The following is a 14,893-nucleotide window of genomic DNA, read 5'->3' as shown; positions in this document are numbered from 1 at the left end:
AAAAATTTAACCGAATTGGAGTGTTCATATGAAAAAAAGCCATTTAAAATCACCCGATTTATTGCCCATCCAGCAAAAGGACCGGAAAATCACCAATTTAGGCTACTCCTTTATGTGGGTGGGGATGGTCGTCGTTCTTGCCACCTTCGCCATTGGCGGAGCGGGGGTCATGTCCCTATCGCTGCCTTGGGTTATTCTTGCAACAATTATCGGAAGCCTTGCCATTGGTTTCTTTATATCTTTGATCGCGGACATTGGGATTGAACATGGGTTATCTTTTCCGGTCTATATGAGGGCACCGTTCGGAACGATCGGAACGCATATTCCTTCGATTACCCGGGGTGTAACGGCGTCCATGTGGTTTGGGATTAACACCTATTTTGGGGCAACGGCAATGAACGGTATTTTAAATATTTTATTTGGGTTTGATAACTGGTTTATTTGCTTCCTGATTTTTGCGGTTGTTCAGTTGGTCAACACTGCTTTGGGGATTAAATCGATTGAGAGATTTGCGGATTTGGCCGCTCCGATTATTCTTATAATCTCGCTCTGGATGTACGTGTCGTTATCAGACCAGGCTGCTGCAGCCGGGAGGGACGTTTGGAGCTGGGTGGAATCACCTGTTACTGGCGGTGCTGCTTTTACGGCGTTTTTGGTCGTTATTTTTTCCAACATGGGCTTTTGGGCAACATTAAGTGCTGATATTCCAACGATATCTCGGTTTATTAAGGCACCTGCCAACGAAAAGAACTGGTTTAAGCGGAATAAAGGCTCGTTGATTGGTAACCTTGTGGCGATGCCATTAACACAGACTTTTATGATTATTATTGGTGCAGTTTCATATATTGCGGTACTAAATTATGATCCTGTGGTGGCTCTGCAGAAGGCTGCCGGCGGCTTCATTCTTGCCATTTTACTATTAATGATTGTGTTGGCTCAATGGTCAACCAATACAGCAGCCAATGTTGTTCCTGCTGCGACCATTTTTTCAAACGTAGGCGGTCCTAAGTTTCCATTTTGGGCCGGTGTCATTACAGCTGGCATCGTCGGAACGGTCGTTCAGCCGTGGGAACTGTTTGGTGTTATTATCCCGATTCTTTTATTTGTAGGGGGAATCCTTTCTGCCATCGTTGGTATTTTGTTTGCCGATTACTATCTGATTCGAAAAAGAAGGGTCAATGTTCCTGAACTATATGAAGATCATGGGCAATTTAAATACCTAGGCGGAGTAAACGCTGCCGGATTTATTGCTTGGATTATTGGGGCAGCAGCTTCTTACTTTGTCCCGGAATATGGCTTTCTCGTTGGCTTTCTTGTAGGTGCAGCCGTTTATTATGTACTGGCTAAATATTGGTGGTTTAAACTATTCCGTCAAGCCGAAATTGAAGAGCCGAGTGATGAAAAATATTTAGGAATTTCAGTAGGGCGGGACTGGGTTATTGAAGAGGAACGCATCTATGAACCGGCTGCTGAAGAACTTCCGGAAAATCTCGATTTATATTAGAGGAGGCGGGACATGTCTGAGCATCAACAATTTCTTGCGGAAAGGGACAAAATAGACTTTTTCATCCAAAAGGGATATCGAATACATTCTGTAAATGAGCATTTGGATGGGGCTACTGTTGAATTTGTACATCCAAACGGAAACGTTACAGAAGCTTTGTTGATAAGCAATGCAAATGCGCGAAAATATTTTTCCAGCCTTTTAATCAAACAGAACTCAATGGGCAAATAATGGTTTCGGAAAAGGATTGACTTCAAGCCAGTCCTTTTCCGAAATTCAGCTGACATTTTTAGGGGAGAACTGCGGGATGAAAGAACAATTCCAGCTTAAAGTGTTAGATATTTTAACTAGAAAGCACTTTGACAATACACGTGTCATTGCCGGACAGGAGGGGCTGACCCGGTTTGTCAAATGGGTACATGTAGTCGAAGTAACAAGTATTCGGAATCTCTTAAAAGGTCAAGAACTGATTTTATCAACGGGTGTTGCTTGGAAGGATCAGCCCAGTCTGTTTATTTCCATGGTGAAAGAGTTTATTCAAAACCAGGCAGCAGGATTGTGTATTGAAATGGAAACTTATATTTCAGAAATTCCCGAAGAAGTCATTGCAATTGCCAATCAACACCAATTCCCGATCATTATTTTTCAAGAGGAGGTCCCGTTTGTTGAAATCACCCAGGACATTCATTCTGTGATTATCAGCCAGCAGTACCAAAAAATTTCCGATTTAGAAAATTATTCGCAAAGACTAAATAAACGGCTTCTAACCATCGAAACATATGAGGACATTTTGCAATTTATTTTTTCAGCATTGGATGTTCAAATTATTTTTCGCTTAAAAAATCAAGAATATGAATTTGTTCCGAATATCTCCTCTCCAGAACAAGCCAATATTCTCGAGCAGTTGCTAAGTACCAATGAACAAGGAAGCGACCGCATCGCTTCTGTACCTGTATTCTTATTCGGGCAAGAATATGCGGAATTAGCGATCTATTCTGCAGATATTTCAATCAGTGAATACGATTTATTGATTCTGGACCGAACCGCAACAGCATTAGCCCAGCATTTATTAAGGGATTTATATGTGGAGGAAAAGAAGAGGGCAGAAGAATTCGAATGGCTGCACGGCTGGCTTGAAGGTGAGCATTCACTCGAAGATATTCAGGAATACCTCGTTGAAAATGGGTTGACAGTAAAAACAAATGAAGCGGTAGTGGTCATTTCGAAGCTTTTCCCGGTAAAAGAAAAATCTAGTCATGACGTAACCTATCTAAAGCTATTATTTCGCTCGGTTTTTGAACAAAACGGCTTTACTGTTTTTATCGTTGAAAAAAGGAATGAGCTTATCTTTATTCTCATCAATAACCGTGCCAAGAGGAATTTGAAGGATCGGGTTAAAAATTCGATTGACTCTATCCGAAATTCCGAATTTTTCCGTAAACAAACATCAGCGCGGTTTACTGCCGCTGCTGGAAAGTTTTCGGATTCATTATGCGAGGTACATAAAAGTTATCAAACTGCCAAGGAAACACTGCGAATTCAAAAAAATATGTCACAGCGGCAAATCTATCATTTTTATGAAGATTTGCATTTATACAGACTAATTTCGCAGCTGAGCAAGCAGACAGATTTACAGGAATTGGCCTCGGAGTATCTTGAGCCAGTTATTCAATACGATCAAAAATATAATGCCAAGCTGTTGGAAACCTTGAAGGCTTATTTAGAATGTAACGGTTCGAAACAGGAAACCGCCAATAAGCTTTATATTGTCAGGCAGACCCTTTATCACCGTCTGCAAAAGTTGGAAAACCTTCTTGGCGAGGATTTTATGGAGCGTGAGAAGAGGGTGGCAATTGAATTTATGCTGCTCGTTCATGATTATCTAGCAGCATCACAGCCCAATAAAATTAATCAGGTACGCTAGGGATAACATGATCCGAGTCTTTATAGACATTTAAAGATGTCACACTGTCGATGAATTGCTCTTTGTCGTTTTACGAATTGTCTAATGAATGCTTTTTAAGGATAAGAGATAATAGTTTATAAGCTATATATAAAAGAAGGAGGATAAAGGATGAGCGTGACAAAAAATGATACTGCGGTTTTAAAGAATTTTATTAATGGGAAATGGGTGATTTCGGCAAGCGGACAGACGCTGGATGTACCGAATCCTGCCACAAATGAACTTTTAATCAAGGTGCCTGTTTCATCCAAGGAAGATGTTAATCTGGCAGTGGCTGCCGCAAAGGAAGCATTTATGACATGGAAGAATGTCCCGGTCCCGAAAAGAGCCCGTGTTTTCTATAAGTATCACCATCTATTAACAGAAAACCATGAAGAATTAGCCCGCTTAATTGTTCAGGAAAATGGCAAGGCTTACAAGGAAGCTTACGGGGAGGTGCAGCGCGGAATCGAGTGTGTCGAGTTTGCATGCGGAGCACCGACATTAATGATGGGTGAGACGTTGTCTGGTATCGCTGAAGACATTGATTCGGAAATGTTCCGCTATCCGTTGGGTGTTGTCGGGGGAATCACGCCTTTTAACTTTCCAATGATGGTGCCGTTATGGATGTTTCCGCTCGCCATCGCCTGCGGTAATACCTTTGTGTTAAAGCCTTCTGAACGGACGCCAATTCTAGCAAATAGATTAGCAGAGTTGTTTGCGGAGGCGGGGGCACCGAAGGGTGTTTTGAATGTCGTGCATGGAGCGCATGATGTCGTAAACGGTTTGATTGAGCATAAGGACGTAGCCGCCATTTCGTTTGTCGGTTCACAGCCAGTGGCAAAGTACGTTTATGAGCGGGCTGCTAGGGAAGGCAAACGGGTTCAAGCCTTATCCGGTGCGAAAAACCATCATATTGTCATGCCGGATGCGGATATAGAAAAGGCTGTTCAACATGTAATGAGTGCAACCTTTGGCAGCGCTGGACAGCGCTGTATGGCCTGCAGTGCAGTCGTTGTCGTGGGAGATAACGAACCGTTTGTCGCAGCATTAAAGAGGGAAGCTGACAAGTTAAATATCGGCAGCGGCATGGATGAGGAAGTGTTATTAACCCCGGTCATTCGCAAGGAACACCGTGATAAGGCCCTTGGCTATATTGAAAAAGGCATAGAAGAGGGAGCGGAGTTAATTAGGGATGGCAGAAAGGAAATGAGTGACCTTCCAAAGGGCAACTTCCTAGGACCAACCATCTTTGACCATGTTACTCCAGAGATGACCATTGCGAAGGATGAAATTTTTGCACCGGTATTGAGCTTGCTGCGTGCCCAGAATTTGGATGAAGGCTTGGATTTTATTCGCAGGTCCCGTTATGGAAATGGAGCCACCATTTATACAAATAACGCTAAAGCGATCCGGAAGTTCCGCGAAGAGGCAGAGGCGGGAATGCTCGGAATCAATGTAGGGGTCCCAGCCACAATGGCCTTTTTCCCGTTTTCAGGCTGGAAGGATTCCTTCTATGGCGATCTTCACGTTAACGGCAAAGACGGACTCAATTTCTACACCAGGAAGAAAATGATCACATCACGATTTGACGCATAAGTATAAATAACTGTTAGAATTGGAGGGAAGTGTGATGGTTCAAACGGACCGTTCGCAGGAATCGTTGGTGAAGAATGATGATAAATATGTTTGGCATGCGATGCGTCCATACAGTCCGGATGCGACGATTGTTGTTGAGAAGGCGGAAGGTTCTTGGATTACAGATGTAGATGGGAAGCGTTATTTGGATGCGATGTCCGGCCTCTGGTGTGTAAATATTGGCTACGGACGAACGGAATTGGCTGATGCCGCTTATGAGCAATTAAAGGAAATGGCCTATTTTCCCCTTACACAAAGCCATGTTCCGGCAATAAAGCTGGCAGAGAAGTTAAACGAAATGCTTGGTGATGATTATGTAATATTCTTCTCAAACAGCGGTTCTGAAGCAAATGAAACTGCTTTTAAAATCGTGCGCCAATACCACCAGCAAAAGGGCGATCACAATCGCTATAAGATTGTCGCCAGGTACCGTGGTTACCATGGAAATTCCTTTGGGGCGCTTGCTGCCACGGGCCAGGCGCAAAGGAAATATAAGTATGAACCGCTTGCATCAGGCTTTATCCATGTATCTCCGCCGGATTCTTACCGCGATGATACGAATGTGTCCGATCCAATGAAATTATCCTCCGTTCAAGAGATTGATAAAACGATGACTTGGGAGTTAAGTGAAACGATTGCTGCGATGATCATGGAGCCAATCATTACGGGAGGCGGCATTCTTGTCCCGCCGGATGGATACATGAAAGCCGCCCAGGAGGTTTGCAAAAAACATGGGGCGCTTCTCATTGTCGATGAGGTCATTTGCGGATTTGGACGTACCGGCAAGCCGTTTGGTTTTATGAACTATGGGGTCAAACCTGACATAATAACAATGGCAAAAGGGATAACAAGTGCGTATCTGCCGCTATCAGCAACCGCTGTACGCAAGGATATATATGAAGCGTTTAAAGGAACCGAGGAATACGACTATTTCCGTCATGTCAACACATTTGGAGGAAATCCGGCAGCCTGCGCGTTAGCGTTGAAAAACCTCGAAATTATGGAAAAAGAAAAGCTTTTTGACAGGTCCCGGAATTTAGGAGAACAAATGTTAAATGATTTAAATGACCTGCTCAAAGACCACCCGTACGTCGGCAACGTCCGTGGTAAGGGCCTATTAATTGGTATCGAGTTAGTAAAGGATAAGGGCACAAAAGAGCCCCTTGACGTCAGCCTTGTTAACCAGGTAATCGCCGGCTGCAAGGAAAAAGGCATTATCATTGGTAAAAACGGAGCAACAGTAGCCGGATATAACAATGTTCTTACCCTTGCCCCGCCATTAAGTATTGAACAAAAGGATTTGAACTTTTTAGTAAAAACGCTGGGAGAGGCACTTGATAAGATTAAATAGGTGAAAAAAGAGCACTCGTGAATGTTCACAAAGTGCTCTTTTTTATTGAGATTGCTTTTCCTTCTCCAAAATTCCTTTTACAACATCCTCAATCGTCACATTAGCCAGAACTTTTTCCATGGCCAATTGCGCTGTGGAGAAAAGGGGCCCGATTGTATCTTGAATATTTCTCCCGACCATGCAGGCCGGATTTGGCTCCTCATGGATGCTAAATAACTCATTATCTGATACAACATTAACTGCCTTATAAACATCCAATAATGTTATTTCCGATAACCCCTTAGCCAATCCTGCGCCGGCGATACCGGGCCTGACATGGACCAAACCGGCGTTCTTCAGCATCCCCATGATTTTTCGAATCACAACAGGATTTGTGTTAACGCTTCTAGCAATAAATTCAGAAGTGTTGATTTCATCTTTATTAACTTCCAACAAGGATAATATATGAATTCCTACAGAAAAACGACTACTGATGGACATACCCTTCGCCTTCCTTTTTCTTCATTCCAATCATCTATCATTCAGTATAACACATTGATAATGATTGCATTGGGAAACAATCTATCGGCCATTTAAAAAAATGACTCCTTTAAATGACAGGCAAGCTGAATTTTCAATCTGTTTTCCGGTTCCTCAAGAGAAACATTTAACAGATCCTCAATTTTTTTCAGCCGTTGATACAAAGTATTAATGTGAACATGAAGGAGCTCGGCCGTTTTCACCGCCGATTGATTCGTTTGAACATAAGTGATTAATGTTTTTTCCAATTCATTATTTCTCAGTTTATTGGAATTTAGAGGCCCAAAGATTTCTTCTAAAAACCTTTCGATTTCCTCTTTGGATTGATTTAAAAAGAGGCGGTTAATGCCGATATCCGAAAATTCCATTAATCCGGAACGGTGTCTGGAGCTTAAATAGGCAATGGCCCTTGCTGCTTCATTATGGGTTTTATAGACAGATTCTACACCCGTATATACTCCGCCAACTCCTGCCCTTAGTGCCACACCTTCATTTTGTTCCCACTCTTTTAATATTTCTTTAATATTATTCAGGACTCTCGGAAAAGCATCAATAGTTTTAAACGTTAATAGAAGCATTACTTTGTTGCTATTTCCGAAAACGATCTTATCTATCCCGGAGAGCTTGGATTTGATCCTTGAAACTAATCGGTGAATACTTGTTTGCAAAACATGATGGTCAATAAAATTGGTTAGTTCGATGATCGTTGTGCAAAGATAATTATTTAAATCAATTCCAATATCAAGCCCTTGTTTATAGAGAAGACGCGGCGCCTCTTTTCTTAATAGATTTTGATAAAAATCACTTGTTTTTTTAAAGTAGAATTCTGTAAGGGATTGCCGCTTTGCCAATTCTAGTGCCAATACGGATCCGCCACGTTCTATAATCATGTGTTCGAGCTGAGTTATAGAGCGCTGGGCAGAAACAATTAGGCAGCCGGTACAGGTGTTGTCAGTAAAAATTGGATAGATAAAAAAAGATTTCTCATCATGGTCATAAAGATCCACATATATAGGATAGTTTTTTGCGCCGATAATCTGTGCTAATTCCTCCATACTGAAGGTTAAAATAGCTCTGCCGGGGAAATATTCGTTCTTTAATAGATCGACAAAAATTAAAGACATTCCCAGCATTCCGGTCAACTCTTTAACAATCACATCAATACCTTTGTTTTGGATGGATAACTGTGTCAGTGTGGCATGCACTTCATTCTGTTTAATGAGGACCTGATTTTTCCTGTTTATTTCCGTAAATAGGCGGGCATTCTCGATGGCAATGGCAATTTGAGCTGTCAGCCCTTTTAAAAGTTTAAGATCCCAGTCAGTAATTTCATGTTCAAGGTTAACCCGGTGTATTCCTAAAACGCCAATAATTTCATTGTGAAAACTAACGGGAACCGTTATGGTTGCGTTCACTTTCCCACCATGAAAAGCTTTTTTCAAGAGCTCATCATTTTCCTTGGATGTCCCTTTCATGGCCTCATTTGCCTCGCGAAAGGAGTTATAGATGCGCGGTTTGCCATCTAAAAATGTTTTCCCTGTCACTGATTCTCCGACCCTGTATTTTACTTGTTCAATTTCCTTTTTCCAGCCTCTATAAGCCCTGCATACCAGCCGGTCAATGACCGGATTATAAAGCCAAAAGGCCGCTGTGTCGGCTCCTGGGATGATGCTGGCTACATTATCAAGGATTTTTGTCAGAAGCACATCTAAGTCTAGGGAAGAGGTGATGTTTTGAACCCCTTCAATCAATTTTTCCATTTCTATATTTTTCGATTTCAATGCGTACTGTGTATATATGGGGTATAAAAGATGATAAAAAATATCAATATTTTCTTTTTCTTTGGAGATATTTTCGTCGGAGGATAAAAGATATACCTTGTAGCTCTGTGGGTAATCTAGCGTGATGATGGTTTGATGAACCAGTTTTAAGGGCGATAATTCCTGTACAGAGAAATTAATGTTTTCAATATCAGAATCATAGCTGTCGATCAGCGCCCATTTATGCTCCACGGGAGAATAAATCCAAATTTGATAGGAAGATATAGATAATTTTCTCTTAAGAAATGACCTTAGAAGAGAATGGTCAACCACTTTACAACACCTCAATGTAAAAAACTCTATTTATATTACCCAAAATGTAAATGGACCTACATTGTGTCAATTCTATCAATTATATATACTTTAAGTAAATACTGAATATTCAGACATAAATCGACAATTTTTGAAATCGCTTTCTTTAAGCGGTTATTTAAAAGGAGGTGGCGAAAAAGATGAGTTCTATCACTTCGTATATGGCAGGCAACATTTTTAAAGTCCTAGTAAAAGAAGGGGATACGATTTCACCTGGTGAAGATGTTGTCATATTGGAATCAATGAAAATGGAAATACCGATTACAGCTGAAGCGCAGGGGACAGTTATTGAAGTTACGGTGAATGAAGGCGATTTTGTAAACGAAGGGGATATCCTAATTAAGTTCGAATAGCACCATTCATACCTTACGCGAATATTTGCGCTTACTTGCCAGTCAAACCCCACTTATTAAGGAGGTTTCATATGAAGAAATCTAGTAAACTATTTGGTGCCATATTGTTAGCCATCCTGCTGCTTGTTGCTGGTTGCTCAAAAAATAATTCAACGACTAATAAAACTTCAGGCAATACGTCGGAGGGGACAACAAAAACCGAACCAAAAAAAGGTGGAAGTATTGTTGTCGCTTATGACTCCGATATTAGCAACTATGACCCGATTCTTGGCAATTCCGGTAATGACCACGCACTTCTTTATCCTGTATATGACACACTGGTTAACTATAACGCAAATTTAGAGCCGAAGCCAGGACTTGCAAAATCCTGGGATACACCGGACGATAAAACGATTGTTCTTCACCTCCAAGAAAATGTCTTATTCCACGACGGCACCAAATTTAATGCGGATGCAGTGAAATTTAACATTGAACGTGTCACTTCCAAGGATTCAAAGGTTTCCGACCTTTCCAATGTTGAATCTGTAGAGGTGGTTGACGAAAATACGGTTAAATTGCATCTAAAACAGCCGGACTCTTCTATCATTCTTGCCTTATCAGATCGATCAGGAATGATGGTTTCGCCTGCCGCCGTTCAAAAGTTTGGTGCAGATTATGCACAAAACCCGGTCGGTACAGGGCCATATAAAATGGTCAAATGGGTCCGCAATGGGGAAATTGACTTTGAAGCAAATAAAGATTATTGGCAAAAAGGGCTTCCATACTTGGACAAAATTACAGCAAAAATCATGCCAGATGAAAATACGCGTTTAAATGCTCTGAAATCAGGTCAGATTCAATTCTATTGGAATGTTTCGCCTGATAACAGCCAGGTATTAAAGAATGACAAGAATATCGTGTTAGATACGAAAATGAAGGTGGCTTTCTATAATATTTACCTAAATACAAAAATGGCTCCATTTGACAAGAAGGAAGTCAGACAAGCATTGGAATATGCCATCGATCGCGAATCATTGGTAAAAGCGTTAACATTCGGCGAGGGAGAGGCGGCCTATCAAACCTTTCCAAAAGACTATTGGGCAGCATCTCCTGATGCAAAAATTGCATATGACCCTAAAAAAGCAAAGGAATTATTAAAACAAGCCGGTCTTGATAGCGTCACTTTTGATATGTTTGTACCTACCAACACCTTCTATACAAGGTTGGGCGAAGCAATAAAAGGTCAGGTAAAGGATGCAGGATTTAATATTAATATCCAGCCAATGGAATTAACAAAAGGAGTAGCGCTTTATTTTAACGAAAAGCAAATTGCTGCTAATCTAACTGCCTGGACCGGAAGACCAGACCCGCAGCAAACCGTCAATTTATTCCTAAGCCAAAAAGGTTTTTATAATGTCGGCGCTGAATCCTCACCGGAAAAGGAAGAATTAATAATGAAAGCCGCTTCCTCCTATGATCAAAAAGAACGAGCTAAATTATATGCGGAAATTAACAAGATTTCTATTTTAGATGAAGCTATGCAAGTTCCGATTTTGTTCCAGCCTTCAACTGCTGCTATGTCAACGAAAGTGAAAGGCTTTGAAGGAACATTACTTGGAAAACCGAAATTTTCAACCTTATGGTTAGATCAATAGAATTGGAGAGAGGGGAAGAGATCCATGTTTTTTAAGTTTTTACTGCGGCGTTTGATGTATGTAATCCCAATGCTAATTGTAACGACACTGATCGTCTTTTCCCTCATCTTGATCATTCCGGGAGATCCCGCTCTGGCGCTTCTTGGAGACAATGCCACTGAAGAGAAATTGGCATTGTTAAGAAGTCAGCTCGGGCTGGATCAGCCCGTACTGATTCAGTATTGGAATTGGCTTACCAATGCGGTTCAAGGTGATTTGGGACGCTCTCTCTTTACTGGGGAGATTGTGAGTGATGCAGTCTTTTCAAGACTTGGTATTACCTTCCAGCTTGTCGTCGCGTCCATCGTCTTTTCATTTATTTTTGGAATGATTTTCGCGATTGGGTCGGTTATTAAACCGAATAGCTGGATGGATTACGTTTCAAGATTTATGGGAACAATTGGCACTGCAATCCCTAACTTTTGGCTGGCAATGCTGCTTATTGTCGTATTCAGTGTAAATCTTGGCTGGCTTCCGGCAACAGGATTTACAAGTATTTCTGATAATCTAGGCGGCTTTTTCCAGAGTATCATCCTGCCGGCAATTTGTTTAGGTTCTTTTGGTGCAGCCCAAATTACGAGGCAATTACGATCGTCCCTTCTTGAAGTGTTGGAATCGGACTATATTCGTACTGCCTATTCCAAGGGTTTATTGCTTTGGCCGGTTATTTGGAAGCATGCACTGCGGAATTCCCTGCTCCCAGTTATCACAACAACAGGACTGCTGTTTGGGAACATGTTAGGGGCAACCGTCGTCATCGAAACGGTATTCGCGATCCCGGGAATGGGGCAGCTTGCGGTTAATTCGATTTTACAGAGAGACTTTCCAATGCTGCAGGGAGTTGTGTTAGTCATGGTTATCTTGGTATTGATTATCAATTTCGTGACCGATGTATTATATAGTGTTTTGGATCCGAGGATTGAATTTAAATAAGAAGGAGGCGGCTTGATGCAATTCCGTTTGATGTTTCAACGATTATTTCACGAAAAGCTGGCATTCGTAAGTATGATTTTTTTGCTGCTTTTAGTATTCCTATCAGTATTTGCATCTTGGATTGTTCCTTTTGATCCGAATAAGCAGGATTTGACCAAAGTCATGCTGCCACCTGACGGGACGTATTGGTTTGGAACAGATGAATTGGGCCGTGATGTGTTTTCACGTGTACTGATGGGAGCACAGGCAGCGATTCAAGCTGGCGTTGTGGCGATTTTAATTCCACTTTTTGTAGGAGTTCCGCTTGGCATTATCTCGGGATATTTAGGCGGCATTGTCGATGATATTTTCATGAGAATTGTCGATGCCATTTTATCGTTTCCCGCTATTCTTCTTGCCCTGGGAATTACCGGCGCATTAGGGGTTAGTTTATGGAATGCGATGATTGCGATTGGGATTATCTTTACGCCGCAATTTGCCCGCCTTGCAAGAGGGCAGACCCTTCAAATCAGAAGGGAGCCTTATGTGGAAGCGGCCAAAATTTCAGGTGCAGGTCCTTTGTGGATTATGATGAAGCATATCCTTCCAAACATATTGTCTCCCATTATTGTTCAAGCATCCTTTAGCTTCAGTCTTGCCATTTTAGTAGAGGCTTCCTTAAGCTTCCTCGGCATGGGGGCGCAGTCGCCTCAGGTCAGCTGGGGCGGAATGTTGCATCAAGCCTACAGCATGATTTTTGTGAATCCATACATGATGCTTTTCCCAGGCCTAGCCATACTGATTTCTGTGTTGGCGGGTAACTTTTTTGGAGACGGATTACGGGTCGCTATTGATCCAAAGATGAAAAGATCTTAGGGGGTATTGAATTGAGAGGTCCGAATGAACCTGTTTTAGAGGTGAAAAATCTATGTTCATATATCCCCACATCCAGGGGAGTCATCAAACCAGTAAATAATATCTCATTTTCCATCGGAGCGGGTGAAATTGTTGCTTTGGTTGGGGAATCAGGAAGCGGAAAAAGTGTAACGGCATTGTCCATAATGGGTTTGAATTCACCGTCAATTAAATATGAGAAGGATAGCGTGATTTCCTTTAAAGGTGAGAATTTGCTGAAGATGAAAAAAAGGCAAATGAAAAAGATTCGAGGAAATGAGATTTCCATGATCTTTCAGGATCCGATGTCCTCGTTAAATCCATTGCATCCAATTGGAAAACAAATTGCCGAGCCGATTCAGCTTCATCAGGGTGTCAGCTATCAGAAAGCAAAAGAAATTGTCGTCAATTTGCTAGCAAAGGTCGGAATTCCTGACCCGGAAAATCGGCTGAATGATTATCCCCATCAATTGTCCGGGGGAATGCGGCAGCGAATTATGATTGCAATGGCATTAGCCTGTAATCCATCACTACTGATTGCCGATGAACCTACAACAGCGCTTGATGTAACGATCCAGGCGCAGATCCTGAATGTGATGAGAGATTTGCAAAAGGATACGGGCATCTCCATCCTGATTATTACGCATGATTTAGGTGTTGTGGCTGAAATGGCTGATCGCGTTCTTGTCATGTATTGCGGGGAAATTGTCGAAGAAGGTGATGTCTATTCACTGTTCAAAAATCCCCAGCATCCGTATACAAAGGGATTGCTGGCAAGCGTCCCAAAACTCAGGGGGGCATCGGAAAAGCTTCTTCACACGATTCCAGGCGCTGTGCCGAATCCGCTTGAGCTGCCGAAGGGCTGTAATTTTTCCGGGCGGTGCAGTTATGCCACGGAAAAATGTCTCACTGAGGCTCCAAACCTGGTGGAGACAGGGAAAGACCGGAGAGCAGCCTGCTGGCATATTGTAGATTTGCAAACGGAAGAGGTGACTGTACATGCCTGAACCATTGATATCGATTAAAGACGTCAAAAAACACTATCCAATTGGAAGCGGTTTATTTAGCAAAAAAGGAAAATGGTTAAAGGCCGTGGATGGAATAAGTCTTGATGTCCACCGTGGTGAGACAGTTGGTCTGGTTGGAGAATCAGGCTGCGGAAAATCGACACTTGGCAGAATGGTTGTCGGCCTCTTGGAGCCGACTTCAGGTGAAGTCGTATTTGAAGGAAATTCGCTTTTATCCAAAGGACGAAATAAGCGTGATTTGGGGCAAAAAATTCAAATGGTCTTTCAGGACCCATATTCTTCGCTGAACCCGAGAATGAATGTGGCCAACATTATTGCCGAACCATTAGTGCTTCATAAAATTGGTACCGGCAGTGAGAGGAAGAAACGTGTGGATGAGCTGCTTGAAAAGGTAGGGCTGACAGCGGCTCATGGAAGCCGCTATCCGGAAGAGTTCTCTGGCGGTCAGCGGCAGCGAATCGGCATTGCTCGAGCGTTGGCCCTTAATCCAAGTTTGATCGTTTGCGATGAACCAGTTTCAGCATTAGATGTGTCGATTCAAGCTCAAATCTTAAATCTATTAAAAGAAATCCAGGAAGATATGGGTCTCTCCTATATATTTATTGCCCACGGACTGCAGGCAGTCAAGCATATTAGTAATCGGATTGTGGTGATGTATTTAGGAAAGATTATGGAAATCTCAGAAACAGATCAGCTCTTTGAGCAGCCGCTCCATCCTTATACAGAAGCATTGATTTCTGCGGTGCCAGAGCCTGATCCAACTGTTCGGAACCGTGAACGCATTTTGTTAAGCGGAGATCTTCCAAATCCGGCGAATCCCCCGGTAGGCTGCAGATTTTCTACTCGGTGCCCGCTTGCGGATGAGCGCTGCAGGCGTGAAGAGCCGCCGCTTGAACAGGTCTCCGAGGGTAGATGGGTTGCTTGTTTTTATCATGGGTGATTCATAG

The 14,893-nt window shown here is 42.3% G+C and carries 13 protein-coding genes; 11 read left to right on the top strand and 2 right to left on the bottom strand.

What is annotated here, in order from left to right:
• The first annotated feature begins 28 nt into the window (after window positions 1–28).
• The 5 genes from V5M37_RS13745 (at window position 29) to V5M37_RS13725 (ending at window position 6,435) form a co-directional block, all read left to right on the top strand.
• Window positions 29–1,504, top strand: coding sequence for an NCS1 family transporter (locus V5M37_RS13745; RefSeq protein ID WP_423802426.1), 1,476 nt, complete (start codon window positions 29–31; stop codon window positions 1,502–1,504).
• A 12-nt stretch (window positions 1,505–1,516) separates the two neighbouring features.
• Window positions 1,517–1,735, top strand: a complete 219-nt coding sequence (locus V5M37_RS13740) for a hypothetical protein (protein ID WP_378581763.1) — start codon at window positions 1,517–1,519, stop codon at window positions 1,733–1,735.
• Between the two features lie 76 nt (window positions 1,736–1,811).
• Window positions 1,812–3,428 (top strand): PucR family transcriptional regulator, encoded by a 1,617-nt coding sequence (locus tag V5M37_RS13735; RefSeq protein WP_423802425.1) that lies wholly within the window; start codon window positions 1,812–1,814, stop codon window positions 3,426–3,428.
• A 150-nt stretch (window positions 3,429–3,578) separates the two neighbouring features.
• Window positions 3,579–5,045: a CoA-acylating methylmalonate-semialdehyde dehydrogenase gene (locus tag V5M37_RS13730; protein ID WP_423802424.1), complete on the top strand. Its 1,467-nt coding sequence runs from the start codon at window positions 3,579–3,581 to the stop codon at window positions 5,043–5,045.
• Window positions 5,046–5,079: 34 nt separating this feature from the next.
• Window positions 5,080–6,435, top strand: a complete 1,356-nt coding sequence (locus V5M37_RS13725) for an aspartate aminotransferase family protein (protein ID WP_423802423.1) — start codon at window positions 5,080–5,082, stop codon at window positions 6,433–6,435.
• A gap of 42 nt (window positions 6,436–6,477) precedes the next feature.
• Here the strand turns inward: V5M37_RS13725 and V5M37_RS13720 are convergent, their stop codons facing one another.
• Window positions 6,478–6,915, bottom strand: coding sequence for an Rrf2 family transcriptional regulator (locus V5M37_RS13720; RefSeq protein ID WP_423802422.1), 438 nt, complete (start codon window positions 6,913–6,915; stop codon window positions 6,478–6,480).
• Between the two features lie 92 nt (window positions 6,916–7,007).
• Window positions 7,008–8,966, bottom strand: a complete 1,959-nt coding sequence (locus V5M37_RS13715; RefSeq protein ID WP_423802421.1) for a helix-turn-helix domain-containing protein — start codon at window positions 8,964–8,966, stop codon at window positions 7,008–7,010.
• Window positions 8,967–9,226: 260 nt separating this feature from the next.
• On the opposite strand from V5M37_RS13715, the gene V5M37_RS13710 reads away from it, so the two are divergent.
• The 6 genes from V5M37_RS13710 (at window position 9,227) to V5M37_RS13685 (ending at window position 14,886) form a co-directional block, all read left to right on the top strand.
• Window positions 9,227–9,439, top strand: a complete 213-nt coding sequence (locus V5M37_RS13710; protein WP_423802420.1) for an acetyl-CoA carboxylase biotin carboxyl carrier protein subunit — start codon at window positions 9,227–9,229, stop codon at window positions 9,437–9,439.
• 71 nt (window positions 9,440–9,510) lie between these two features.
• Window positions 9,511–11,073: an ABC transporter substrate-binding protein gene (locus tag V5M37_RS13705; protein ID WP_423802419.1), complete on the top strand. Its 1,563-nt coding sequence runs from the start codon at window positions 9,511–9,513 to the stop codon at window positions 11,071–11,073.
• Between the two features lie 24 nt (window positions 11,074–11,097).
• Window positions 11,098–12,045 (top strand): ABC transporter permease, encoded by a 948-nt coding sequence (locus V5M37_RS13700; RefSeq protein WP_423802418.1) that lies wholly within the window; start codon window positions 11,098–11,100, stop codon window positions 12,043–12,045.
• Between the two features lie 15 nt (window positions 12,046–12,060).
• Window positions 12,061–12,900: an ABC transporter permease gene (locus V5M37_RS13695; RefSeq protein WP_378581755.1), complete on the top strand. Its 840-nt coding sequence runs from the start codon at window positions 12,061–12,063 to the stop codon at window positions 12,898–12,900.
• Window positions 12,901–12,911: 11 nt separating this feature from the next.
• Window positions 12,912–13,925 (top strand): ABC transporter ATP-binding protein, encoded by a 1,014-nt coding sequence (locus V5M37_RS13690; RefSeq protein ID WP_213115594.1) that lies wholly within the window; start codon window positions 12,912–12,914, stop codon window positions 13,923–13,925.
• Entirely contained in the window at window positions 13,918–14,886 is a 969-nt protein-coding gene (locus tag V5M37_RS13685; RefSeq protein ID WP_423802417.1) for an ABC transporter ATP-binding protein, read from the top strand. The genes V5M37_RS13690 and V5M37_RS13685 overlap by 8 nt, the downstream gene beginning before the upstream one ends.
• Window positions 14,887–14,893: the final 7 nt, after the last annotated feature.

It is taken from the genome of Neobacillus sp. SAB-20_R2A (assembly GCF_049568635.1).
GTDB classification, from domain to species: domain Bacteria; phylum Bacillota; class Bacilli; order Bacillales; family Cytobacillaceae; genus Neobacillus; species Neobacillus citreus.
This window is presented reverse-complemented; position numbering and strand designations above follow the sequence as displayed.